Here is a 21,413-nt window from a genome sequence, read left to right as displayed (position 1 = left end):
CAGTGACGTCGGTCACCGTCCGGGCTGCCGGGATCGGCCCGCGCCCTATCCTGGCGGCAGCCCGTGGTGCCCCGAGGGCCTGCGCGCTGCCCTGCCGAGACGGTCGCCAACGGCGGCGACCGGGAGCCACTGGAGCCTCGATGAGCAAGCCCGCACCCACCCGTTCCGTCATCGTCGGCGGCGCCCGGACGCCGATGGGCCGCCTGCTCGGCTCGCTGAAGGACTTCTCCGCGGCCGACCTGGGCGGCATCGCGATCAAGGCAGCCCTCGAGCGCGCCGGGATCACCGGCGAGCAGGTCGACTACGTGATCATGGGCCACGTCATCCAGGCCGGCGCCGGACAGAACCCCGCCCGGCCCGCCGCGGTCGCCGGTGGCATCCCGATGTCGGTGCCCTCCTTCACCCTGAACAAGGTCTGCCTCTCCGGCCTGGACGCGATCGCGCTGGCCGACCAGCTCATCCGCGCCGGCGAGTTCGACGTCGTCGTGGCCGGCGGCATGGAGTCGATGACCCAGGCCCCGCACCTGCTGCCCGGCTCCCGCACCGGCACCAAGTTCGGCGACGTGGCGCTGGTCGACGCGATGGCGCACGACGGGCTCACCGACACCTTCGACCAGGTCGCGATGGGCAAGCTCACCGAGGACTCCAACAGCCGCTACGGGCTGACCCGTGAGGAGCAGGACGCCTACGCCGCGGAGAGCCACCAGCGCGCCGCCCGGGCGGCCAAGGACGGGATCTTCGACGCCGAGATCACCCCGGTGCTCATCCCGCAGCGCAAGGGCGACCCGATCGAGTTCCGCGAGGACGAGGGCATCCGCCCCGACACCACCGCGGAGAGCCTGGCCAAGCTCAAGCCGGCGTTCGCGAAGGACGGCACGATCACCGCGGCGTCGGCCTCGCAGATCTCCGACGGCGCCTGCGCGGTCGTGGTGATGTCCGCGGCGAAGGCATCGGAGCTGGGGCTGACCGTGCTCGCCGAGATCGGTGCGCACGGCGTCGTCGCCGGCCCGGACGCCACCCTGCAGACCCAGCCGTCCCGCGCCGTCCAGAAGGCGTGCGCGCGGGAGGGGATCGACCCGAAGGACCTCGACCTGGTCGAGCTCAACGAGGCCTTCGCCGCCGTCGCCATCGTCTCCACCCGCGAGCTCGGGATCGACCCGGCGAAGGTCAACCCCAACGGCGGGGCGATCGCGCTGGGCCACCCGGTCGGGATGAGCGGCGCCCGGATCGTGCTGGACCTGGTGCTCGAGCTGGGCCGCCGCGGCGGTGGCGTGGGTGCCGCGGCGCTGTGCGGCGGCGGAGGCCAGGGCGACGCGCTGCTCCTGCACGTGCCCGCCCGGCCGCTGTCCGCCCAGGCGTGACCTCCGCGGTCCCGTCGTCGCCCCCCGGACGGCGGGGCCGGCGGGCGGCCGACGTCCCCGCGCTGGTCGAGGGCGCCCGCGCGGGTGAGGCCCGCGCGGTCGCCCGGCTGATCTCGCTGGTCGAGGACGCCAGCCCGCTGCTGCGCGACGTCGCCGCCGCGCTGGCCCCGCACACCGGGCGGGCCCGGGTGCTCGGTCTCACCGGGCCGCCGGGGGTCGGCAAGTCGACGACGACCACCGCGCTGGTGCGCGCGTTCCGGCAGGCCGGGCAGCGGGTCGGCGTGCTCGCGGTCGACCCCTCGTCGCCGTTCTCCGGGGGCGCGCTGCTCGGCGACCGGGTGCGGATGCAGGACCACGCCGGCGACGGCGGCGTCTACATCCGCTCGATGGCCTCCCGCGGGCACCTGGGCGGGCTTGCCTGGGCCACGCCCCAGGCGCTGCGGGTGCTCGACGCGGCCGGCTGCGACGTCGTCCTGGTCGAGACCGTCGGGGTGGGGCAGTCCGAGCTGGAGGTCGCCTCGCTGGCCGACACCACGCTGGTGCTGCTCGCTCCCGGGATGGGCGACGGCATCCAGGCCGCCAAGGCCGGCATCCTCGAGGTCGCCGACGTCTTCGTGGTCAACAAGGCCGACCGCGACGGCGCCGACCAGACCGTGCGCGACCTGCGGGCGATGCTCTCCCTGGGCGGCCGGCACACCGAGGCCGGCGCCTGGCGGCCGCCGATCGTCAAGACCGTCGCCTCCCGCGACACCGACAACGGGGTCGAGGACGTCGTGGCCCGCATCACGGAGCACGGTGACTGGCTGGCCTCCTCCGGCGAGGGGCGCCGCCGCCGGGTCGAGCGGGCCGCCCGGGAGGTCGAGGCGATCGCGCTGGCCGGGTTGCGGGAGCGGATGGGCGACGTCGCCGGTTCCGCGGCGCTGGGCGCGCTCGCCGAGCAGGTGGTGGCCGGGGAGACCGACCCCTACCGCGCCGCCGACCAGCTCATCGCGCAGCTCTAGGACGCGACGGGCAGGATGGCGCGGGTGAACGGGACCCCGGACGCCGTCGTCGTCGGAGCCGGCCCGAACGGGCTGGCGGCCGCGTTGCGCCTGGCCGCGGCCGGGCTGGCGGTGCGGGTGGTGGAGCGCGGCGACCGGGCCGGTGGCGGTCTGCGCACCGAGGAGGTCACGCTGCCGGGCTACCGGCACGACATCTGCGCCTCGGTGCACCCGATGGCCGCGACCGCCCCGTTCTTCCAGGAGTTCGACCTCGCCTCCCGCGGCGTGCGGCTGCTGCAGCCGGAGATCAACTTCGCCCACCCGCTGGACGGCGGCCGGGCGGCGCTCTCGCACCACTCCCTGGAGCAGACCGCGGACGGGCTGGGCCGGGACGGCGCCGGCTACCGCAAGCTGTTCGGGCCGCTGCTGCGCCAGGCCGACGAGATCACCGACTTCTTCCTGACCTCGGCGTTCCGCCGGCTCCCGACCCGGGGGTTCGCCGGGGTGGCCGGCTTCGGGCTGCAGGGCCTGCCCAACGTGGCGTGGCTGGCCCGCCGGTACTTCGACGACGACGCGGCGCGGGCGCTGATCGCCGGTGCCGCCGCGCACGGGATGCTCGACCTCAGCCGGCCGCTGACCGCGGCGCTGGGCATGTTCCTGGGGATGATGAGCCACCACAACGGCTGGCCGCTGATCGAGGGCGGCTCGCAGCAGCTGGCCGATGCCATGGTCACCGCCCTGGAGCAGCAGGGCGGCGAGGTCGTCACCGGGCACGAGGTCACCGACCTGCGCGAGTTCGACGGCGTCCCGGCCGTGCTGCTGGACACCTCGCCCGGTGCGTTCGTCGCGATGGCCGGCGACCAGGGCACCGAGGGCTATCGGCGCTGGGTGCGGCGGTACAAGCACGGCCCGGGGGTGTTCAAGGTCGACTGGGCGCTGTCCGAGCCGGTGCCGTGGACCAACCCCGACGTCCGCCGGGCGGGCACCATCCACGTCGCCGGGACGATGGAGGAGACGATCGCCGGGGAGGCCGCGCCGGCGGCCGGGCGGGCGTCGGAGAAGCCCTACGTGCTCGCCGTCCAGCCCACCGTCGTCGACCCGTCCCGGGCGCCGGAGGGCGGGCACGTGTTCTGGGCCTACGTGCACGTGCCGCACGGTTCGCCCGTGAACATGACCGACGCCATCGAGGCGCAGGTCGAGCGGTTCGCCCCCGGCTTCCGCGACACGATCCTGGCCCGGCACACCATGCACGCCGGGGAGATGGAGCAGTGGAACCCCAACGACGTGGGCGGGGACATCTCCAACGGCGAGGCGTCGCTGCGGCAGATGCTGGCCCGGCCGGTGCCGCGGTGGAACACCTACAAGACCCCGGTCCGCGGCACCTACCTGGCGTCCTCGGCCACCCCGCCGGGGCCGGCGGTGCACGGCCACTGCGGTGACAACGCCGCCCGCGTGGCGCTGCGCGAGGTGTTCGGCATCCGGCACGCCCCGCCCCTGCGCCCCGCCCCACCCGCCTGACGTCGACGCCTCGCTGCCTCGCCGAGTGTCGGGACATCGACGTCTGGGCTCGGGTCGAGGCGTCGACAGTCCGGCACTCAGCGAGCGAGCTCGGCGCTGATCCGGGCGATCAGCTGCTCGGGGCGGTGGAGGTCGGCCGCCGTCACGAAGAGGACCCGCCAGCCGGCGGCGAGCAGCCGGTTGAGGCGACGGCGGTCGGCGGCGAACTGGCCGGGTTCGGCGTGCCAGAGCCCGTCGTACTCGAGGGCCAGGCGCTGCGCGGGCCAGGCGAAGTCCACCCGGGCGACGAACACCCGCCCGTCGTACACCGAGTGCTGCGCGATCGGGGGCGGTAGCTCGGCGCGGTGCAGCAGCAGCCGCAGTCGGGTCTCCTGAGGTGAGCCGGCCAGCCCGTCGGCCAGCGTGGCGGCGGCGCGAGCTCGCCGGCACCCCCGGCCGGTGGTCGCCGCGGCCAGCGCCCGGACGTCGCCGACGTCCACCAGGCCGGCGGCGGCCAGCTGGTCGATGAGCACGACGGCCTCGTCGAGGGGCCGGTCGGCGCCCAGCGACACCGCGGTCCGCTCGGGAGTGGTGACCGGGACACCGCGCCGGCGGGCGACGTCCCCGGGCCGCAGCAGGGCGCGCCGGACGCGCACTCCGGCAACCGCGCTGGACCGGGTGCCCGGCGGCACGGTCAGCTCGACGTCATCCCCGGGTCCCGCCGCGTCCACCCGCCACAGGACAGCGGCGCTGGCCCCGGTGACGACTGAGCCAGGAAGGAGGACCGACGCTGCGGCCACCGCCCGCAGCTCGTGCGTGACGGTCAGGTCGGCACACGCGTACACGTCGCGGAAGAGCCGGTGCCAGGCAGCGCTGTCCAGTTGCCGGCGGGTGAGCAGCCCCGCCCCGACCGCTGCGGTGCCACGGAAGACGCGTCCCCGCAGCGCCGGCGGGCGGTGCGCGGGGACGACCACCGGGCGAGCCTGGCCCATCCCGCGCTCACACCGCCCTCGTCGTCCACAGGCGTGCGCCGGCCGGCGCCGAGTGTCGAGTTGTCGACATGTCGCCGCATCGACAGGGGTCGGCAGCTCGGCATTCGGCGGCTGGGCCGGGGGTGCGGAGGGGGCGAACTAGCCTCTGGGGCCATGGTGCGACCGCTGGGCCTGCCCTTCGACCCGATCGAGCGCGCCGCGCAGAGCTGGGAGCAGCACTTCGGCCCGGCCGCCTCGATGCGGGCGGCGACCAGCGTGTTCCGGGTGCAGCAGATCCTGCTGGCCCGCTTCGACGAGGCGCTCAAGCCTCACCGGCTCACCTTCGCCCGCTACGAGGTGCTGGTGCTGCTGACCTTCTCCCGCACCGGGCAGCTGCCGCTGAAGGTGATCGGCAGTCGGCTGATGGTGCACCCGACCAGCGTCACCAACGCCATCGAGCGGCTGGTGGCGGCCGGGTACGTGGAGCGGCGGCCCAACCCGGCCGACGGTCGCGGGGTGCTCGCGGCGATCACCGACGCCGGCCGGGACGTCGTCCCGGCGGCCACCGAGGCGCTGACCGGCCAGGACTTCGGGCTGGCCGACCTGCCCGAGGCCGAGCTGGACGTCCTGTTCGAGGTGCTCAAGAAGGTGCGCCTGGGCGCGGGGGACGTCGCCGTCGACTGATGCTGGCCGCAAAGTAGTTGGACGTCCTAGCATCTGGGCATGACGGAGCAGCCGGGCAACGAGGCCCGCAGCCGGTGGCAGCAGCGCTACGACGCGGCGCTGGCCGCCGGGCGGGTGCGGGACGCGGACTTCACCACCCTGTCCGGGCTGGAGGTCGAACCCGCCTACGGGCCGGCCGACGAGAACGCGGTGCCCGGCTTCGAGCGGATCGGCTGGCCGGGGGAGTTCCCGTTCACCCGCGGCCTGCACGCCACCGGCTACCGCGGCCGGGCCTGGACCATCCGCCAGTTCGCCGGCTTCGGCAACGCCCGGCAGACCAACGAGCGGTTCCGCTCGCTGCTGGCCGAGGGCGGGGGAGGCCTGTCGGTCGCCTTCGACATGCCCACCCTGATGGGCCGGGACTCCGACGACCCGCGCGCGCTCGGCGAGGTGGGGCACTGCGGGGTGGCGATCGACTCCGCGGCCGACATGGACGTGCTCTTCGAGGGCATCCCGCTCGATCAGACGACGACGTCGATGACGATCAGCGGCCCGGCCGTCCCGTTGTTCTGCATGTACCTGGTCGCCGCCGAACGGCAGGGCGCGGACACCTCGAAGCTCAACGGCACCCTGCAGACCGACATCTTCAAGGAGTACACCGCGCAGAAGGAGTGGCTGTTCGCTCCCGAGCCGCACCTGCGCCTGATCGGTGACCTGATGGAGTGGTGCGCCGCCGAGGTCCCGGCGTACAAGCCGATCTCGGTCTCCGGCTACCACATCCGGGAGGCCGGCTCGACCGCCGCGCAGGAGCTGGCCTACACGCTGGCCGACGGCTTCGGCTACGTCGAGCTGGGCCTCTCCCGCGGCCTGGACGTCGACGTCTTCGCCCCCGGGCTGAGCTTCTTCTTCGACGCGCACATCGACTTCTTCGAGGAGATCGCCAAGTTCCGCGCCGCCCGGCGGATCTGGGCCCGCTGGCTGCGCGACGTCTACGGCGCGCGCACCGAGAAGGCCCAGCAGCTGCGCTTCCACACCCAGACCGCCGGGGTGTCGCTGACCGCCCAGCAGCCGGACAACAACGTCGTCCGGACGGCGGTGGAGGCGCTGGCCGCGGTGCTCGGCGGCACCAACTCACTGCACACCAACGCCCTGGACGAGGTGCTCGCGCTGCCCAGTGCCAAGGCCGCGCAGATCGCGCTGCGCACCCAGCAGGTGATCGCCGAGGAGACCGGGGTGCTCAACGTGGCCGACCCGCTGGGCGGCTCCTGGTACGTCGAGGCGCTGACCGACGAGCTCGAACGCCAGGCGGAGGAGGTGTTCACCCGGATCCGGGAGATGGGCTCCGACGGCACCATGACCAGCGGCATCCTCCGCGGCATCGAGGACGGCTGGTTCACCGGCGAGATCGCCGAGGCGGCCTTCACCTACCAGCGGGCGCTGGAGAAGGGGGAGAAGAAGGTCGTCGGGGTGAACACGCTGACCGGCTCGGTGGCCGGCGACGACCAGCTGGAGATCCTCCGGGTGAGCCACCAGGTCGAGACCGACCAGCGGGCCGACCTGACCGCCCGCCGGCAGACCCGGGACGACGCGGCGGCCCGGAGCGCGGTGGCCCGGATGGTCGAGGTGTCCCGGACCGGGGCCAACATGGTGCCGGCGATGCTGGACGCGGCCCGGGCCGAGGCGACCCTGGGCGAGATCTGCGACGCGCTGCGCGCCGAGTGGGGCACCTACACCGAGCCCGCCCGCTTCTGAGCGGACCCCGGGACAGGGCCGACACGCCCAGCGGCGGAGTGGGATGATCGAGGTCATGCAGCCCAATCGCCCCGCTCGAACCGATCCCCGGGCCGCTGCCCAGCAGGCCAAGATGGCGGCGTCGCTGGCCGGTGCGGTCGACCTGGCCGCGGTCCAGGCACGCAACGAGGCGGCAGCTCGCGCCGCGGCCGCCCCGCCGCCGAGTGCCGCGGCGCCGGCCGGTGCACCGGGCAGCGCCGTCGTCGACGTCACCGAGGCGACGTTCCAGTCCGAGGTGCTGGACCGGTCGTTCCAGGTGCCGGTCGTGCTGGACCTCTGGGCCGAGTGGTGCGGCCCGTGCAAGCAGCTCTCCCCGGTGCTGGAGCGGCTGGCCACCGAGGGTGCCGGCTCGTGGGTGCTGGCCAAGGTCGACGTCGACGCCAACCCGGCCCTGGCCCAGGGGCTGCGCGTGCAGGGCATCCCGGCGGTCAAGGCCGTCTGGCAGGGCCAGCTGGTCGCCGAGTTCACCGGCGCCATCCCCGAGGAGCAGGCCCGGCAGTTCGTCACCGAGCTGGTCGCCGCCACCAGTGGCGGGGCCGTGCCGGGCGCCGCGGAGGGCGAGGAGCCCGCCGAGGCGGAGGACCCCCGGCTGGACCAGGCCGAGGCGGCGCTGGACGCCGGTGACCTGGCCGGCGCCGAGGCGGCCTACCAGGCGATCCTGGACGCCGAGCCCGACCACCCCGTCGCCGGGCTCGCGCTGCGCCAGGTGAAGCTGTTCCGCCGCGCGGAGGAGGCCGGACCCGACGCGCTCGCGGCGGCCGAGGCCGCCCCCGACGACGTCGCCGCGCAGACCCGGGCCGCCGACTTCCTGCTGGGCACCGGGGACGTCGACGGTGCCTTCGCCCGGCTGCTGGACGTCGTCCGGCGCACCGCCGGCGAGGACCGGGACCGGGCCCGCACCCACCTGGTCGAGCTGTTCGGCATCGTCGGCGACGAGGACCCGCGGGTCGGCCCGGCCCGCCGCGCCCTCATGACCGCCCTGTTCTGACCAGTCGTCCGGCCCCCTCGCAGGCGGGCGAGGGGGCCCTTCGTCAGGCGCCGAGGTCGCAGGCCTCCAGGCCGTCGAGCACACCGCCGCGGAAGACGTCGACCAGCTGGAAGCCGGTGAGCTGCGCGTCGGGCAGGACGGTGGGCTCGGTGGCGTACTCCAGCAGGAACGACACGCTCTCGTCGGCGTCGCCGGGGGAGATGGACAGCACCGTGCTCTCCCCGCTCAGCACCGAGGCGGTGAAGGCCCCGGCCGAACAGACGGCCGAGCGCAGCGCGTCCTGGCCGTCGGCGGGCTCGCCCAGCTGGTGGAGGGCGGCCAGCGCGTAGGGGATCGCCAGCGCGGTGAGCACGGCGTAGTCCCCGCCCTGCTCGGCGGCGTAGAGCGGCTGGGTCAGGTCGACCTGGTCGTGGCGCACCGTGTCGTCGTCCGGGCAGTAGAGCAGGTCCACGTCGGCGTCGGACCCGTCGCAGTCGGTCCGCCGGGAGAACGCCTCGATCGTCGGCGGGGTGAAGTCGGCACCGCGGTCGGCGAACGCGGCTCCCCAGAACTCCGCGAGCCCTTCGGGGGCGAAGGTGGTCACCGTCGTGTCGTAGGGGGCGTCACCGCCGGTGGCGAGGTCCTGGTCGGTCTGGAACTCGCCCTGGGTGTACTGGCGCTCGGCACCGAAGTCGTCGCGGCAGGCGGTCGGGCCGTCGTCGAAGCCCTCCTGGAAGGCCGACACCCGGTCGAAGTACGAGCCGTGCGCCGCGTCCTCGGTCAGGCCGGTGCCCACCGGGTCGCGCAGCAGCAGGTAGCCGCGCAGCACGTCGTCCAGTTCGGCCGGGCGGATCGAGCTGTGCGGGGCGCTGCCCTCGGCGACCCACGCCGTCCAGGCGCCGGCGAAGCAGTCGGCCTGGGTCTCGATCGCGATGGACGCCTGGAGCGGGTACCCGACCCGGCCCTGGACGGCGTGGCCGAACTCGTGCGCCATCACCAGCGCCGGGATGAACCGGCCGTAGCCCTCGCTGGTGACGGTGCCCAGGGCGAGCTCCTCGAGGAAGGCCCGGTCGTACTGGATGGCGTCGCCGTTCGGGTACTCACCGCCGGGCCCGCAGTAGAAGGCGTTGTCCTCGACCGCCTCGGGGGGCTCGCCGCAGCCGATTTGCCCGCCGGGGTAGGCCGCGGGGTCGAGTGCGCCGGGGTCGACCGAGTAGTAGCCGCCGGTCAGCGGGGTGAAGTCCTGGCCGAAGGTGGGCGGGAACTCCGCTGACCAGTAGAGGTTGAGGTCGGTGAGCGCGTTGCGGGCGATCCGGTCGATCTCGCCGTCGGTCGCCCCGATGATCGGGAACTCCTCGGGGGTGGCGTCCCCGGAGGCCCCGGACAGCGGCGTCCCGGTGCCCTCGATGAGGGTCACCGAGCAGCCGGTGAGCGCGGTGGAGGCCAGCAGGGCGCCCAGCACGGCCCCGGTGCGCAACCGGCGGGGCGAGGAGGACATGGGCTCTCGATCGGTCGGTGCTGCCGGAGCCGGCAGCCAGGTGGGCGTCGTGCTGCAGCCGCGGTACCCCGGCGGGCGCCGGTGACGCCTGGGTGCGCCGGGCCACCGGCGGACGACGACGGGGCGGGGTCCCGGAGGACACCCGCCCCGTCGTCGCCGGCGATCAGCTGCGGTCGGGGACCGGCTCGCTGTCCGGGGCGGCGACCTCGCCGGCCGCCTCGGCCACGCCCGACGCCTCGGCGGCGGCGACCTGGGCGGGGTCGGCCGGCTCACCGTCGTCGGGCAGCTCGGGCTCGGGGCCCTCGTGCACGAACCAGACGGTGCCCAGCGGGGGGACGGTCAGCGTCGCCGACCACGGCTGCCCGTGCCATGCCTCGGCCACCGCGTCGACACCGCCCAGGTTGCCGACCCCGGAGCCGCCGTAGCCCTCCGAGTCGGTGTTGAGCAGCTCCCGCCAGCGCCCGCCCCGGGGCAGCCCCACCCGGTAGTCGTGGTGCGGCCCACCGGAGAAGTTCGCGACGCAGGCCAGTACCTGACCGTCCTTGCCGTAGCGGAGGAAGGTCAGCGTGTTGCCCCCGGCGTCGTTGGCGTCGATCCACTGGAAGCCGGCCGGGTCGACGTCCTGCGACCAGAGCGCCTCGGTGTCCTTGTAGACCGTGTTGAGGTCGCGGACGAGGTCGAGCACGCCGCGGTGCGCCGGGTCGTCGAGGTGCCACCAGTCCAGCGAGCGGCTCTCCGCCCACTCCGAGAGCTGGCCGAACTCCGAGCCCATGAACAGCAGCTGCTTGCCCGGGTGCGCCCACATGTAGCCCAGGTAGGCGCGCAGGTTGGCCAGCTGCTGCCAGCGGTCACCCGGCATCTTCCGGATCAGCGAGCCCTTGCCGTAGACCACCTCGTCGTGGCTGATCGGCAGGACGTAGTTCTCGGAGAAGGCGTAGACCAGGGAGAACGTGAGCTGGCCGTGGTGGTAGCTGCGGTAGACCGGCTGGTTGGCCATGTAGCCCAGCGAGTCGTGCATCCAGCCCATGTTCCACTTGAAGCCGAAGCCGAGGCCGCCGAGGTAGGTCGGGCGGGTGACGCCCGGCCAGGCGGTCGACTCCTCGGCGATGGTGATCACGCCGGGCACCTCGCGGTACACGGTGGCGTTCATCTCCTGCAGGAACGCCACCGCGTCCAGGTTCTCCCGGCCGCCGTACTGGTTCGGCGTCCACTCACCGTCGTTGCGCGAGTAGTCCAGGTAGAGCATCGAGGCGACCGCGTCGACCCGGATGCCGTCGACGTGGAACTCCTGCGCCCAGAACAGGGCGTTGGCGACCAGGAAGTTGCGCACCTCGGGCCGGCCGAAGTCGAACACGTAGGTGCCCCAGTCCGGCTGCTCGCCGCGGCGCGGGTCCGCGTGCTCGTACAGCGGCGTCCCGTCGAAGCGGGCCAGCGCCCACTCGTCCTTCGGGAAGTGCGCCGGCACCCAGTCCACGATGACGCCGATGCCGGCCTGGTGGGCGGCGTCGATGAGGTACCGCAGGTCGTCGGGGGAGCCGAAGCGCGACGTCGGCGCGTAGTACGAGGTGACCTGGTAGCCCCACGACCCGCCGAAGGGGTGCTCGGCCAGCGGCATGAACTCCAGGTGGGTGAACCCGGCGTCCTTGACGTAGGCCACCAGCTCGTCGGCCATCTCGCGGTAGGACAGGCCCTGGCGCCACGAGGCGGCGTGCACCTCGTAGACGCTCATCGGCCGCTGGTGCCAGTTGCCCTCGGCGCGCTGGGCCAGCCACTCGTCGTCGCCCCACTGGTGGGTGCTGGCGGTGACGACGGAGGCGTTGGCCGGCGGCACCTCGGTGGCGAAGGCCATCGGGTCGCTCTTGACCCGCCACTGACCGTCCGCGCCGAGCACGTGGTAGCGGTACCGGGTGCCGACCTGGGCGCCGGGGACGAAGATCTCCCACACGCCGGAGGAGCCCAGCGACCGCATCGGGTAGGCGCGGGCCTCCCAGTAGTCGAAGTCGCCGGTGACCTTGACCCCGCGCGCGTTGGGCGCCCAGACGGCGAAGGACACGCCCTCGACGAGGCCACCGGGGGTCTCGTAGCTGCGCACGTGCGCGCCCAGGACGGTCCACAGCTTCTCGTGCCGGCCCTCGCGCAGCAGGTGCTGGTCGAGCTGGCCGAGGGTGGGCAGCCAGCGGTAGGGGTCGTCGACGGTGAAGGTGTCGGTGCCGCCCTGCCCGTTGGGGTAGACGACCTCGATCCGGTAGTCACCGGGCTGCTGGGGGAGCTGCGCCTCGAAGACCCCGCCGCGGAAGACCTGGCGGGCCTCGTACCGGCTGCCGTCCTGGTCGACCACGACGACGGCGACGGCGTCCGGACGCAGGGTGCGCACCACCCAGCCGTCGTCGATCCGGTGGGCACCGAGCACGCCGTGCGGGTCGAAGGACCAGCCGTCGACGACGGCGGCCAGCTGCTCCTCGCTGACCTGGCCGCCGGCCGGGACGGCGTCGGCCGGCACCGACGTGCTGACCGGGGCCTCGCCCTCGGGCAGGGCGTCGACCAGCTGCGCGGCGGCGGGCTCGGGGGCCTGGTCGGGTGCCGGCGGGAGGTCGGTGACCTCACCGGCGGTCAGGTCGGCGGTGGTGACGTCGGCGCCCCCGCCCTCGACGGGGGGCTCGGCCGGGGTCGGCTCAGCAGCTGCCGGCTCGCTCGACCCCGCGGCCGCCGGGGTGTCGGCGGTCGCCGCGGCCCCGGTGTCGGTGTCGGTGCCGGTCTCCGCCGGCACCGTGTCCGGGGCCAGCTCGTCGCCGGGCTCGGAGGCGGTCTCGGCCGGCGAGGTGCCGCCGGTGCCGGCGTGCTCGCCGCTCTCCGGTGCCTGCGGGGTGCTGGGCTCGGCGGGGTCCGGGTCCGGCGGCTCGGGCTGCGGGGCGGAGGGGGCGGCGGGGTTGCCGGGCGCTGCGATCGGCGCGGGGGCGACCACCGGCGAGGCGGTCACCTGCTTGGCGGCCTTGCGCGGGGCCCGCTTGGCCGGTGCGGGGGCGTCCCCGGCGGCCGGGGTCGCCTTCTTGGCCGCCCGCTTCGTCGTCTTCTTCGCGACGGGTGCTGCCTCGGTGCCCTCGACGGCCATGGTCGTCTGGTCGCCGGCACCGGCATCCGCGGCGGCGGCCTTCCTGGCGGGGGCCTTCCGGGCCGCGGCCTTCTTGACCGGGGCGTCAGCCTGCTCGGCCGGGGCGTCGCCGGCGGCCTTCTTCGCCGGAGCCCGCTTGGCGGCGGCCTTGCGGGTCGCCTTCTTGGCCGGGGGCGTGTCGTCGCCGCCCTGGCCGGCCTCGCGCACCGCTTCGGTCTTCGCCTCGACCCGGCGCATGAGCTCGTCCCGGTCGGCGGGGGAGTCGGGGGTGTCGCGCCCGGGAGGCTGCGTGTCGTCGATCGTCATGGGGTCCTCACGTCTTCTGGGTCGTCCGGGCCGTCAGGCCCCTCTGCAGGGGCCCGCCGCGAGCTTGCGAGTGGTGGGGGGCAGAGGGGTCCTTCATCAGTCGCCGGAGGTCAACCGGGACAGCGAGCTGAGCGGGATCATCAACCAGTGCGGGCGGTTGCGCGCCTCGTAGACGCACTCGTACACCGCCTTGTCGGCCTCGAAAGCGCGCAGCAGCGCCGAGTCGCCGGAAAGGGGGACACCGCCGCCGGCGGAGTAGCCGGCGCAGAAGGCGGCGCGGTTGCGCTCGGCCCACTCCTGCGCGCGGTAGGCCCGCTGCGGGTCACCCGGCTGCTCGACCAGCATGTGCCGGGCGGCGTAGTCGAAGGAGCGGAGCATCCCGGCGACGTCGCGCAGCGGGGTGTCCAGCTCCCGGCGGGAGGCCAGCGGCCGCGCCGGCTCGCCCTCGAAGTCGAGCACGATCCAGCCGGTCGTCGTCCGGAGCACCTGGCCCAGGTGCAGGTCACCGTGCACCCGCTGGCGGACCACCGGCTCGTCGGTCTCGGCGACGGCCGCGTAGAGCGCACGCAGTGCGTCCCCGTGCTCGGCCAGGTCGGGGACGACGGCCAGCGCCGCCTCCAGCCGCGCGGTCATCTGCTCGGCGACGGTGGCGTACCAGGCGCGGTCCGCGGGCTCGGAGGGCAGCACCCGGGCGAGGTCGGCGTGGACGGAGGCGGTGGCCTCACCCAGCCGCTCGCTCTCCCCGGCGAAGTCCCCGCCCACCTCGTCGGCGTGCAGGTCGGCCTCGGCGTACAGGTCGCGCACGCTGGAGGTGGCCAGCCGCCAGCCGTCGCTGGCGTTGGGCACGAAGGTCTGCAGCATCGCGACGGTCGCCGGCTCCAGGCCGTCGGGGTCGTCGATCTCGATGTGGCCGAGCAACGGGGCGATGTGCTCGTTGTCGGCCTGGCGGAGCGCGTCGTGGATCTCCACGTCCGGGTTCAGCCCCGGCTCCAGCCGGCGGAAGAGCTTCAGGATCGCGCTCTCGCCGTAGACCAGCGAGGTGTTGCTCTGCTCGGTGGAGATGATGTCGCCGGGCACGCCCTCGGGGATGTAGGACACCCCGGCGGGGTGGAAGCGCATCGGACCGACGGTCGAGGCGGCCACCAGGTGGGTCAGCCACGGCACTGTGGCGTCCCGGTCGCGCATCGCGTCGTAGGCGTAGTTCTCACCCTGCGAGCCGGGCACCGCACCGACGAACGCCGTGGACAGCTCCTCGGCGGGTGCGTTCCGCCAGGACAGCGGGACCAGGTAGGTCTCCGACGCCCCGTCGGTGTAGCTGACCCGGACGCGGTGCACCGACAGGGCGGGGTCGGACTGGTCGAGGAAGAAGCCCTCCTCGGCCACCCCGGCCCACTCCCGGCCCTTCCCACCGAACCAGCGCTGCCCGGGCATCCAGTCCGCCAGCATGTCGGTCAGAGCGCTCATCAGGCTTCTCCGTGGGTCGTGGTGGTGGGGGCCTCGGCACCGAGACCACCGCTCCCGGCCGGGGCGTCGGTCGCGCCGACGACCCCGGCGTCGAGCAGGGACTGCGCCACGCTGCTGCTCACCGTGGTCTCCCAGTTCTCCTCCTCCTCGGCCGCCGGCGCGGCGGGCTTGGAGAGCTCGAACCAGTAGAAGCCGTGGCCACCGAGGGTGAGCATGTACGGCAGCACCCCGATCTGGGGGAACTGCACGCGCCCGGTCAGCTCGACCGGGGTGTAGCCCTCGAAGCGGCGCAGGTCGAGCTCCACCGGCTGCGGGAAGCGCGACAGGTTGTTCACGCAGAGCACGATGTCGTCGCCGAACTCCCGGACGAACGACAGCACGGTCGGGTTGCGTGAGCCGATCTCGGTGAAGCTGCCGACGCCGAACGTCGGGTGCTGCTTGCGGACGGAGATCATCGTCCGGGTCCAGTGCAGCAGCGAGTTGCTGTTGCGCAGCTGCGCCTCCACGTTGGTCACCTGGAACCCGTAGACCGGGTCGGCGATCAGCGGCAGGTGCATGCGCTGCGGGTCGGCGGTGGAGAAGCCGCCGTTGCGGTCCGGCGTCCACTGCATCGGGGTGCGGACGCCGTCCCGGTCACCGAGCCAGATGTTGTCGCCCATGCCGATCTCGTCGCCGTAGTACATGACCGGCGAGCCGGGCAGCGACAGCAGCAGGGCGGTGAACAGCTCGAGGGTGTCCAGGTCGTTGTCCAGCAGCGGGGCCAACCGCCGGCGGATGCCGATGTTGGCCTTCATCCGGGGGTCCTTGGCGTACTCCCCCCACATGTAGTCCCGCTCCTCGTCGGTGACCATCTCCAGGGTCAGCTCGTCGTGGTTGCGGAGGAAGACGCCCCACTGGCAGTTCTCCGGGATGTCCGGCGTCTGCGCCATGATCTCCGAGATCGGGAACCGCTGCTCCCGGCGGACGGCCATGAACAGGCGCGGCATCACCGGGAAGTGGAAGGCCATCTGGCACTCGTCGCCGTCCTCGCCGAAGTACTCGACGACGTCGGCCGGCCACTGGTTCGCCTCGCACAGCAGCACCCGGTCGGGGTACTCGGCGTCGACGACCTTGCGCACCTTCTTGAGGAACTCGTGGGTGCGCGGGAGGTTCTCGCAGTTGGTCCCCTCCTCCTCGAAGAGGTAGGGGACGGCGTCGAGGCGGAAGCCGTCGATGCCCAGGTCCAGCCAGAAGCGCAGGGCGTCGATGATCGCCTCCTGCACCTTCGGGTTCTCGAAGTTCAGGTCGGGCTGGTGGCTGAAGAAGCGGTGCCAGAAGTACTGCTTGCGGACCGGGTCGAACGTCCAGTTCGAGCTCTCGGTGTCCACGAAGATGATCCGGGCGTCGGCGTAGCCGGTGTCGTCGTCGGCCCACACGTAGAAGTCGCCGTAGGGGCCCTCGGGGTCGCTGCGGCTGGCCTGGAACCAGGGGTGCTGGTCCGAGGTGTGGTTCATGACGAAGTCGATGATCATCCGCATGCCACGGGAGTGGGCGGCCTCGATCAGCTCCTTGAAGTCCTCGATGTCGCCGAACTCCGGCAGCACCGCGGTGTAGTCGCTGACGTCGTAGCCGCCGTCGCGCAGCGGGGAGGCGAAGAACGGCGGCAGCCAGAGGCAGTCGACGCCGAGCCACTGCAGGTAGTCCAGCTTGCCGAGCATGCCGCGCAGGTCACCGATGCCATCGGCGTTGCTGTCGGCGAAGCCGCGGACGAGCACCTCGTAGAAGACGGCGCGCTTGAACCACTCGGGGTCGCTCCCCGGCGGGGGGAGCGCTGACTCGGCCGACTGCTCGCCCGCGCCGGGGGTCGACTGTGCGGGGACGGGGAGGGTCATGAACTCGGTCCTCGTTCGTTGCTGGGGAGGTGGATCTGGGCGACGAGGGCGCCGGCCGGCGGCTCGGCCGGCGCCACGACGGCGGGTGAGGACGGGGTCAGGAGGTCACTGCGGCGGGATCGGCATGGGCAGGCTGCGGTGCACGGTGAACACGTGGGCCGGCTCGCGGTAGGGGTCGAGCTCCACGTAGTTGGCCTGCCCCCAGTCGTAGCGCGCACCGGTGATCTCGTCGGTGACGGCGAACCGGTCCGACCAGTCGAGCCCGAGCGCGGGCATGTCCAGGGCCGTGGTGCCGATCTGGGTGTAGGTGCTGTTCAGCGACACCACCACCAGCACTGCGTCGTCCGAGCCCGGGTCGGTCTTGGAGAAGCAGAGGAGGTTCTCGTTGTCGACCGCGTGGAAGCGCAGCGTGCGCAGCTGCTGCAGCGCCGGGTGTGCGCGGCGGATCTCGTTGAGCCGGCGCAGGTAGGGCGCCAGCGTGCGGCCCGACGCCTCGGCGGCGGCCCAGTCCCGCGGGCGGAGCTGGAACTTCTCGGTGTCCAGGTACTCCTCGCTGCCCGGCCGCAGGCCGACGTGCTCGAAGAGCTCGTAGCCGGAGTAGACGCCCCAGGTGGGGCTCATCATCGCGGCCAGCACCGCGCGGATCTTGAACATCGGCGGGCCGCCGACCTGCAGCGTCTCGTGCAGGATGTCCGGGGTGTTCACGAAGAAGTTCGGCCGCATGTAGTGCGCGTTGGCGGCCAGCTCGCGGCCGTACTCCTCCAGCTCCCACTTCTCGGTGCGCCAGGTGAAGTAGGTGTAGCTCTGGGTGAAACCGATCCGGGCGAGCTGGTGCATCATCGCCGGCCGGGTGAAGGCCTCGGCGAGGAAGAGCACGTCCGGATCGGTCTTCTTGACCTCCCAGATCAGCCAGTGCCAGAAGTTCAGCGGCTTGGTGTGCGGGTTGTCGACCCGGAACACCCGCACGCCGGCGTCCATCCAGTGCCGCACGACCCGGAGCACCTCGGCGTAGATGCCCTCGGGGTCGTTGTCGAAGTTGATCGGGTAGATGTCCTGGTACTTCTTCGGCGGGTTCTCCGCGTAGGCGATCGTGCCGTCGGGCTTGGTGGTGAACCACTCGGGGTGCGCCTGCACCCAGGGGTGGTCCGGCGCGGCCTGCAGGGCGAGGTCGAGCGCGACCTCCATGCCCAGCTCGCGGGTGCGGGCGACGAAGGCCTTGAAGTCGTCCAGGGTGCCCAGCTGCGGGTGGACGGCGTCGTGCCCGCCCTCGTCGCTGCCGATCGCCCACGGTGAGCCGACGTCGTCCGGCTCGGCCACCAGGGTGTTGTTCTTGCCCTTGCGGTTGACCTTGCCGATGGGGTGGATCGGCGGCAGGTACACCACGTCGAAGGCCATCTCGGCGATGGCCGGGAGCCGCTCGGCGGCCTGGGCGAAGGTGCCGTGGGTCGGGGTGCCGCCCACCACCGGGCCCTCCGAGCGGGGGAAGAACTCGTACCAGGAGCCGTAGAGCGCGCGCGGGCGGTCGACCCACAGCTCGATCCGCTGGGAGGGGGTGACCAGCCGGCGCACCGGGTGCGCGTGCAGCACGCGCTGCAGGGCGGGGGAGAGGGCCGGGGCGATCCGGGCGGTGAGCCCCTGCGACCCGTCACGCAGCGCGGCGGCCGCGCCGAGGAGGGCGTCGCGGTGCTCCTCGGGGGCGTGCGCGGCGACCTCCTCCATCAGCCGGGCGCCGGACTCGAGGTCGTTGGCCAGCTCGTCGGCGCCCTGCCCGGCCTCGACCTTCACCTCGACGTCGTGGTGCCACGTGCTCAACGGGTCGTCCCACGCCTCGACGTGGTAGGTCCACAGCCCCTCGCGGTCGGGGACCACGGTGGCGACCCACCGGTCGGGCTCGGGGCCGAACTTCGTCATCCGCACCAGCGGCTGGGCCGCGGCGTCCCCGCCGGGCGGTGTGAGGACGACGTCGGCCGCGACGGCGTCATGGCCCTCGCGGAAGACGGTGGCGGTGATCGGCAGGTGCTCACCGACCACGGCACGGGTCGAGAACGACCCGCAGGACACGACGGGGGCGACATCGGAGATGCCGAGGCGGAGGTCAGCGCGGCCAGTCATCGCCGCCACGCTATCTAGATCGAAGCCAGTGGGCACCTCGGCGGCCTGCGCGGTCAGCCAGGAGGGGGAGGCCGCGCACCGGCGGCGCGTCGGGGCCGGTCCGGGCCGGTCCGGGGCTGGATGTGACCCAGGTCGCTGCTGAGCCGGTGAGGGACGGCTCCGGCCGCTAGGGTCGGCCCGGTGCGAGCCCTCCGCAGACTGACCGTCCGGGCCTCCCTCCCCGAGGCGCTGCTGCCGCTGTCCCAGCTGGTCACGAACCTGCGCTGGTCGTGGCACCCGGAGACCCGGGACCTGTTCGAGGCACTGGACCCCGAGCTGTGGGGCAGCTGCGGTGGTGACCCGGTCCGGGTGCTCGGCGAGGTGTCCGCCGAGCGGCTGGCGGCGCTGGCCGACGACCGCGAGTTCCTCGGCCGGCTGCAGGCCGTCGCCGACGACCTCCGCGACTACCTGCAGGCGCCGCACTGGTACCAGTCCATCGGTGCCGGGGCGCCGGCCTCGATCGCCTATTTCTCCGCGGAGTTCGGCATCACCGAGGTGCTCCCGCAGTACTCCGGCGGGCTGGGCATCCTCGCCGGCGACCACCTCAAGGCCGCCTCCGACCTCGGCGTCCCGCTGATCGGGGTGGGGCTGCTCTACCGGTCGGGCTACTTCTCCCAGGGGCTGTCCGCCGACGGCTGGCAGCTGGAGCACTACCCGGCGCTGGACCCGCACGGCCTGCCGCTGAAGCTGCTGCGCGACGCCGACCGGAACGCGGTGCTGATCACCGTCCCGCTGCCCGAGGGGCGGGTGCTGCACGCCCACGTGTACCGGGCGCAGGTCGGCCGGGTCTCGCTGCTGCTGCTGGACAGCGACATCGAGGAGAACGCCCCGGCCGAGCGCGGGGTCACCGACCGGCTCTACGGCGGCGGCGAGGACCACCGGCTCCGCCAGGAGATGCTGCTGGGCATCGGCGGCGTCCGGGCGGTGCGCGCCTTCTGCTCGCTGACCGGCACCCCACAGCCGGAGGTCTTCCACGCCAACGAGGGCCACGCCGGCTTCCAGGGCGTCGAGCGCATCCGCGAGCTCACCGAGTCGCACGGGCTGTCCTTCGCCGAGGCGCTGCAGGCGGTGCGCGGCGGGACGGTGTTCACCACGCACACGCCGGTCCCCGCCGGCATCGACCGGTTCCCGCGGGCGCTGATCGAGCGGTACTTCGCCGGCTTCGGCGTCCCGGTCGACCAGCTGCTGCCGCTGGGCGCCGAGGAGGACCCCAGCAAGTTCAACATGGCGCACATGGGCCTGCGGCTGGGGCAGCGGGCCAACGGGGTCAGCGAGCTGCACGGGCACGTCAGCCGGGACATGTTCGGTGCGCTGTGGCCGGGCTTCGACCCCGACGACGTCCCGATCGGGTCGATCACCAACGGGGTGCACGCCCCGACCTGGACGGCGCGGGAGCTGGTCGAGCTGGGCACCCAGACCACCAGCCAGGGCGACCCGCTGGAGGTCGACGGCGACGTGCACTTCGACGGGGTCGACCGGATCTCCTCGGGCGAGCTGTGGGCCACCCGGCGGCTGCTGCGTGGCCGGCTGGTGGAGGAGGTGCGACGCCGGGTGCGGGCGACCGCGCTGTCCCGCGGCGCGGCCGAGGCGGAGCTGGGCTGGACCGAGACCGCCTTCGACCCCGACGTGCTCACCGTCGGGTTCGCCCGGCGGGTGCCGTCCTACAAGCGGCTGACCCTGATGCTCCGGGACCCGGCGCGGCTCAAGGCGCTGCTGCTGGACGACGAGCGGCCGATCCAGCTGGTCATCGCCGGCAAGAGCCACCCGGCCGACGACGGTGGGAAGCAGCTGATCCAGCAGATGGTGAAGTTCGCCGACGACCCGGACATCCGGCACCGGATCGCCTTCCTGCCCAACTACGACATCGGCATGGCCCGCTACCTGTACTGGGGCTGCGACGTCTGGCTGAACAACCCGCTGCGCCCGCTGGAGGCGTGCGGCACCTCGGGCATGAAGTCCGCGCTCAACGGTGGGCTGAACCTCTCCATCCGCGACGGCTGGTGGGACGAGTGGTTCGACGGGCAGAACGGCTGGGCGATCCCCACCGCCGACGGGGTCGCCGACCCCGACCGGCGGGACGAGGTGGAGGCCCAGGCGATCTACGAGCTGCTCGACCGGCAGGTGCTGCCGCGCTTCTACGAGGTGGACGGCGACGGCATCCCGACCCGCTGGGTGGAGATGGTGCGCCACACCCTCCGGGAGACCGGCCCGAAGGTGCTGGCCACCCGGATGGTGCGCGACTACGTGCAGCGGCTGTACGTGCCCGCGGCCGGGTCCGCCCGGGCGATGGCCCGCGACGGGTACGAGGCGGCCCGGGCCGAGGCGGTCTGGCGGGCGCACCTGCTGGAGAACTGGCCGGGCGTGCGGGTGGCGCACGTGGAGGCCACCGGGGTCGGGGAGACCCCGGAGATCGGTGGCGGCATCGACCTGCGGGCCGAGGTCGAGCTGCCCGGGCTCGCCCCGTCCGACGTCCTGGTCGAGGCGGCCTACGGGCGGGTGGACGACGCCGACCGGCTGCACGCGGTGACCACGGTGCCGCTGCGGCACGAGCACACCGAGGGGTCGCGGCACTGGTTCACCGGCACGGTGCCGCTCACCCGGACCGGCGCCTTCGGGTACACGGTGCGGGTGCTGCCGCACTCGGCGGCCCTCGTGGTGCCGGCCGAACTGGGGCTCGTGGTCAACGCCTGACGGAGGACCGCAGCACCCCCGGACGCCACCGGGACGTCGTCCCCCGGGCACGCGGACGACACGTTGGGTGGTCATCCGACCCCGCTGGGTGTC

At 73.5% G+C, this 21,413-nt stretch carries 13 protein-coding genes; 7 read left to right on the top strand and 6 right to left on the bottom strand.

Annotated elements, in window-relative coordinates:
- Positions 1-140 precede the first annotated feature (140 nt).
- The 3 genes from HLA93_RS08455 to HLA93_RS08445 are packed head-to-tail and all read left to right on the top strand — an operon-like array spanning position 141 to position 3,859.
- On the top strand, positions 141-1,361 hold the full coding sequence (locus HLA93_RS08455; protein ID WP_222193953.1) for an acetyl-CoA C-acetyltransferase: 1,221 nt from the start codon (positions 141-143) through the stop codon (positions 1,359-1,361).
- On the top strand, positions 1,358-2,362 hold the full coding sequence (gene meaB / locus HLA93_RS08450) for a methylmalonyl Co-A mutase-associated GTPase MeaB (RefSeq protein ID WP_222193952.1): 1,005 nt from the start codon (positions 1,358-1,360) through the stop codon (positions 2,360-2,362). Before HLA93_RS08455 ends, meaB begins: the two co-directional genes overlap by 4 nt.
- Positions 2,363-2,377: 15 nt before the next feature.
- Entirely contained in the window at positions 2,378-3,859 is a 1,482-nt protein-coding gene (locus HLA93_RS08445) for a phytoene desaturase family protein (RefSeq protein WP_222193951.1), read from the top strand.
- Positions 3,860-3,936: 77 nt separating this feature from the next.
- Here the strand turns inward: HLA93_RS08445 and HLA93_RS08440 are convergent, their stop codons facing one another.
- The gene (locus HLA93_RS08440) at positions 3,937-4,812 is read right to left on the bottom strand and encodes a hypothetical protein (RefSeq protein WP_308128014.1); all 876 of its coding nucleotides are present in this window, start codon (positions 4,810-4,812) and stop codon (positions 3,937-3,939) included.
- Between the two features lie 171 nt (positions 4,813-4,983).
- Between HLA93_RS08440 and HLA93_RS08435 the strand changes: the two genes are divergently transcribed.
- From HLA93_RS08435 to HLA93_RS08425, 3 genes are read left to right on the top strand one after another with little or no spacing between them, the layout of a single operon-like run.
- Positions 4,984-5,493 (top strand): MarR family winged helix-turn-helix transcriptional regulator, encoded by a 510-nt coding sequence (locus tag HLA93_RS08435; protein WP_222193949.1) that lies wholly within the window; start codon positions 4,984-4,986, stop codon positions 5,491-5,493.
- Between the two features lie 39 nt (positions 5,494-5,532).
- A complete protein-coding gene (locus HLA93_RS08430) occupies positions 5,533-7,224 on the top strand; it encodes an acyl-CoA mutase large subunit family protein (protein WP_222193948.1) in 1,692 nt (563 codons plus the stop codon).
- Positions 7,225-7,279: 55 nt separating this feature from the next.
- Complete coding sequence (locus HLA93_RS08425; protein WP_222193947.1) at positions 7,280-8,251, top strand: tetratricopeptide repeat protein; 972 nt, start codon at positions 7,280-7,282, stop codon at positions 8,249-8,251.
- 43 nt (positions 8,252-8,294) lie between these two features.
- Here the strand turns inward: HLA93_RS08425 and HLA93_RS08420 are convergent, their stop codons facing one another.
- The 5 genes from HLA93_RS08420 to HLA93_RS08400 form a co-directional block, all read right to left on the bottom strand.
- A complete protein-coding gene (locus tag HLA93_RS08420; protein ID WP_222193946.1) occupies positions 8,295-9,728 on the bottom strand; it encodes a neutral zinc metallopeptidase in 1,434 nt (477 codons plus the stop codon).
- 163 nt (positions 9,729-9,891) lie between these two features.
- Positions 9,892-13,143, bottom strand: a complete 3,252-nt coding sequence (gene glgB / locus HLA93_RS08415; protein ID WP_222193945.1) for a 1,4-alpha-glucan branching protein GlgB — start codon at positions 13,141-13,143, stop codon at positions 9,892-9,894.
- 96 nt (positions 13,144-13,239) lie between these two features.
- Positions 13,240-14,607, bottom strand: a complete 1,368-nt coding sequence (locus tag HLA93_RS08410) for a maltokinase N-terminal cap-like domain-containing protein (RefSeq protein WP_222193944.1) — start codon at positions 14,605-14,607, stop codon at positions 13,240-13,242.
- Positions 14,607-16,478: a maltose alpha-D-glucosyltransferase gene (gene treS, locus HLA93_RS08405; protein WP_222193943.1), complete on the bottom strand. Its 1,872-nt coding sequence runs from the start codon at positions 16,476-16,478 to the stop codon at positions 14,607-14,609. The genes HLA93_RS08410 and treS overlap by 1 nt, the downstream gene beginning before the upstream one ends.
- Before the next feature lie 105 nt (positions 16,479-16,583).
- Positions 16,584-18,590 (bottom strand): alpha-1,4-glucan--maltose-1-phosphate maltosyltransferase, encoded by a 2,007-nt coding sequence (locus tag HLA93_RS08400; protein WP_222193942.1) that lies wholly within the window; start codon positions 18,588-18,590, stop codon positions 16,584-16,586.
- Positions 18,591-18,770: 180 nt separating this feature from the next.
- Between HLA93_RS08400 and glgP the strand changes: the two genes are divergently transcribed.
- Entirely contained in the window at positions 18,771-21,320 is a 2,550-nt protein-coding gene (gene glgP, locus HLA93_RS08395; protein WP_222193941.1) for an alpha-glucan family phosphorylase, read from the top strand.
- Positions 21,321-21,413: the final 93 nt, after the last annotated feature.

The sequence above is a fragment of the Modestobacter italicus genome (assembly GCF_019799965.1).
GTDB lineage: Bacteria > Actinomycetota > Actinomycetes > Mycobacteriales > Geodermatophilaceae > Modestobacter > Modestobacter italicus_A.
This window is presented reverse-complemented; position numbering and strand designations above follow the sequence as displayed.

Excerpts from the sequence above, each read along its gene's own strand:
- HLA93_RS08410 (WP_222193944.1), bottom strand. The coding sequence starts at position 14,607 with ATGAGCGCTCTGACCGACATGCTGGCGGACTGGATGCCCGGGCAGCGC.
- glgB (WP_222193945.1), bottom strand. The coding sequence starts at position 13,143 with ATGACGATCGACGACACGCAGCCTCCCGGGCGCGACACCCCCGACTCC.
- HLA93_RS08425 (WP_222193947.1), top strand. The coding sequence starts at position 7,280 with ATGCAGCCCAATCGCCCCGCTCGAACCGATCCCCGGGCCGCTGCCCAG.
- treS (WP_222193943.1), bottom strand. The coding sequence starts at position 16,478 with ATGACCCTCCCCGTCCCCGCACAGTCGACCCCCGGCGCGGGCGAGCAG.
- HLA93_RS08445 (WP_222193951.1), top strand. The coding sequence starts at position 2,378 with ATGGCGCGGGTGAACGGGACCCCGGACGCCGTCGTCGTCGGAGCCGGC.
- HLA93_RS08430 (WP_222193948.1), top strand. The coding sequence starts at position 5,533 with ATGACGGAGCAGCCGGGCAACGAGGCCCGCAGCCGGTGGCAGCAGCGC.
- HLA93_RS08455 (WP_222193953.1), top strand. The coding sequence starts at position 141 with ATGAGCAAGCCCGCACCCACCCGTTCCGTCATCGTCGGCGGCGCCCGG.
- HLA93_RS08400 (WP_222193942.1), bottom strand. The coding sequence starts at position 18,590 with ATGACTGGCCGCGCTGACCTCCGCCTCGGCATCTCCGATGTCGCCCCC.
- HLA93_RS08420 (WP_222193946.1), bottom strand. The coding sequence starts at position 9,728 with ATGTCCTCCTCGCCCCGCCGGTTGCGCACCGGGGCCGTGCTGGGCGCC.
- HLA93_RS08435 (WP_222193949.1), top strand. The coding sequence starts at position 4,984 with ATGGTGCGACCGCTGGGCCTGCCCTTCGACCCGATCGAGCGCGCCGCG.